The sequence below is a fragment of the Streptomyces sp. NPDC058955 genome, from assembly GCF_042741435.1.
In the GTDB taxonomy this organism is placed as follows: Bacteria; Actinomycetota; Actinomycetes; order Streptomycetales; family Streptomycetaceae; genus Streptomyces.
On record NZ_JBHYKM010000036.1, the window covers coordinates 63,770 to 66,716 of the forward strand.

Annotated in this window: 2 protein-coding genes; one reads left to right on the forward strand and one right to left on the reverse strand. The window is 72.5% G+C overall.

The features are described from left to right. Positions 1–64 precede the first annotated feature (64 nt). Positions 65–1,111, reverse strand: coding sequence for a LacI family DNA-binding transcriptional regulator (locus ACFW1I_RS16760; RefSeq protein WP_384670370.1), 1,047 nt, complete (start codon positions 1,109–1,111; stop codon positions 65–67). 396 nt (positions 1,112–1,507) lie between these two features. On the opposite strand from ACFW1I_RS16760, the gene ACFW1I_RS16765 reads away from it, so the two are divergent. Beyond that, positions 1,508–2,845 carry an ABC transporter substrate-binding protein gene (locus ACFW1I_RS16765; RefSeq protein ID WP_384670368.1) on the forward strand — a complete coding sequence of 446 codons (1,338 nt, stop codon included), beginning with the start codon at positions 1,508–1,510 and terminating at the stop codon, positions 2,843–2,845. The last annotated feature ends 102 nt before the right edge of the window (positions 2,846–2,947 follow it).

Below are 2,947 nucleotides of genomic sequence, written 5' to 3' on the forward strand. Positions count from 1 at the left end.
GGACCCCCACGGTCCCCGTCCGGCCGTTCCGTCGTCGGCGGCGTCCCGCCGCCCGCCCGGAAGCTCAGCAGGAACCCCGGACCACCAGCTCCGTCGGGAAGACCCGGCGCGGGTCCTCCGGGGTGCCCGCGACGGCGCGCAGGAGCATCCGGGCCATCGTGCGGCCCATGCGCTCCGTGGGCTGGCGGACGCTGGTCAGGGGCGGGTCCATCAGGCGGGCCACCGGGGAGTCGTCGACGCCGACCAGGGCCACGTCCTCGGGGATGCGGCGGCCCGCCTCGCGCAGGGCGCCGCGGGCGCCCGCCGCCATGACGTCGGAGGCGACGAAGACCGCGTCCAGGTCGGGGCGGCGGGCGAGGAGTTCGCGCATCGCCGCGCGGCCGCCCGCCTCGGTGAAGTCGCCGGGCGCGACCAGGCCCTCGTCGGGGGCGTGGCCCGCCTCCGCGAGGCCGGCGCGGTAGCCGCCGAGGCGGGCCCGGGCGACGTACATGTCCAGGGGGCCGGTGACCGTGGCGATGCGCCGCCTGCCACGGCCCACCAGGTGGGCGACGGCGGCGCGCCCGGCGCCGATGTTGTCGGAGTCGACGTACGGGACGGGCTCGGCCTCCGAGCGGCGTCCGTTCATGACGACCGGGATGCCGAGTTCGCGGATGCGGTCCGGGAGCGGGTCGTCGCCGTGCACGGAGGCGAGGAGGACGCCGTCGACGCGCTGCGCGGCGAGGTACTGCTCGAAGCGCTGGCGCTCCTGCTCGCTGCGGACCAGGGTGAGCAGCAACTGCTTGTCTGCTGCGGCCAGTTCGGCGCTGACGCCGCGGATGAGGTCGAGGAAGTAGGGCTCGGCGAAGAGCCGCGCCTCGGCCTCGGGGATGACGAGGGCGACGGCGTCCGTGCGGCTGCCGGCCAGCGCGCGGGCGGCCTGGTTGGGTACGTAGCCGAGTTCGGCGACGGCCCGGGCCACGGCGGCGCGGGTCTGGTCGCTCACGCGCGGGGAGCCGTTGATGACCCGCGAGACGGTGCCCCGGCCGACCCCGGCGCGGGCCGCGACCTGTTCCAGGGTGGGTCTGCTGTTCTGCCGTCCGTTCACCGTCGCCGTACTCCCCTCGTCGGACATCGCGCCGCTCACCAGGGCCTCGGTGCGGGCGGACCCCTCCGGCGGGCGGAGCGGCCGTGCCGGTGGAGAGGGGCCCGTGGGGGCCACACCGGGATGGGAGCGCTCCCACCCTAGGGCACCGTGCTCCCGTCGCGCCACGCGCGCGTTCAGGAGATGACGTGAAGACCCGCGTACCGACGCCCGGAAACCCGCCGAACACCTTCCGGTAACGAATCCGCGTTCATGTCTTGACACCCCCACCCGCCCGGCGGCAACCTTCCGGCAACGACGTGGGAGCGCTCCCATCAGGGGAGTCGGCACAGCCTGCATCAGGTCCCGGCAGGGCCCGCCGAGCCGCGAGCAGCCGGCCGGACCTCTTGGCGCACAACGAGCACCACCTTGGACGAGGAGAGTGGAATGCGCACTTCCAGCAGCAGACGTGGTCGCCGCACGGCCGCCGCGGCGGTCGCCGCAGTGGTGACCGGCACGGTCCTGCTCACCGGTTGCGGGAGCGACACGGACGACGAGGGCGGGAAGGACGGCGGCAAGATCACGCTGCGGGTCGGCACCTTCGGCTCGTTCGGCTACGACAACAAGACCGGCGCCAAGCTCTACGCCGAGTACGAGCGGCTCCACCCGAACATCAAGATCGAGGAGTCGAACGTCTCCGACGGTCAGAAGTACTGGGACACCCTGAAGCTGCGCCTCTCCCAGAACAGCGGCGTCGCCGACATCCAGGCGATCGAGGTCGGCTACATCGCCGAGGCCACCGGCGAGAGCATGGCCTCCAAGTGGGTCGACCTCGGCAAGGAGGGCGGCGCCGACACCTCCAAGTACCTCGACTGGAAGGTCAAGCAGGCCACCACCGGCGACGGCAAGGTCATCGCCCTCGGCACCGACATCGGCCCGATGGCCGTCTGCTACAACAAGGAGCTCTTCGGCAAGGCCAAGCTGCCCACCGACCGCGAAGAGGTCGGCAAGCTGTGGAGCGGCGACTGGTCGAAGTTCCTCACGGTCGGCGAGACGTACAAGAAGAACGCGCCCGCCGGCACCGCCTTCCACGACTCCGCGAGCGGCCTCTTCAACGCGGTGCTCTCCAGCGACCCGGTCCAGTACGCCAACTCCGGCGGCCAGCTCGACTGGGAGAACAGCCCCGGCGTGAAGAAGGCGTGGGAGCTGGGCGTCAAGGCGGCCGAGGGCGGACTCACCGCGAAACTGCGCCAGTTCGACGAGAAGGGCACCTGGAACGCGGCCTTCAAGAACTCCAGGTTCGCCACCGTCGCCTGCCCCTCCTGGATGACCGGCATCATCAAGGACCAGGCCGGCCCCGCCAACCAGGGCAAGTGGGACATCGCCGCGCCGCCGGTCGCCGGCAACTGGGGCGGCTCCTTCCTCGCCGTGCCCAAGGCGAGCAAGCACGCCAAGGAGGCCGCCGAGCTGGCCGCCTGGCTGACCGCCCCCGAGCAGCACGCCAAGGTCTTCGCGGTGAACGGCAACATCCCCTCCACCAAGGACACCCTCCTCTCGTCCACGGTGCAGAACGCCAAGCTGCCGTACTTCGGCGACACCCCGGTCGGCAAGATCTTCTCCTCGGCGGCGGCCGGCATCCAGCCCGCCGTGATCAGCCGCTGGGACGGCCAGGTGAAGACCTTCCTCACCGACAACGGCATCCTCGACATCGAGCAGCGGGGCACCGACCCGGCCAAGGCGTGGGAGAACGTCAAGAAGCTGGTCGAGGACAAGATCGACCAGTAGCGGGGACCGTGCGCCCGGGCCGCCGCCCCCCCCCCCCGGCCGGCGGGCCCCCGCCCCCCCCCCCCACCCCCCCACACGCAACGACAGCCCCCCACGCCCCCA

Excerpts from the sequence above, each read along its gene's own strand:
- ACFW1I_RS16760 (WP_384670370.1), bottom strand. The coding sequence starts at position 1,111 with ATGTCCGACGAGGGGAGTACGGCGACGGTGAACGGACGGCAGAACAGC.
- ACFW1I_RS16765 (WP_384670368.1), top strand. The coding sequence starts at position 1,508 with ATGCGCACTTCCAGCAGCAGACGTGGTCGCCGCACGGCCGCCGCGGCG.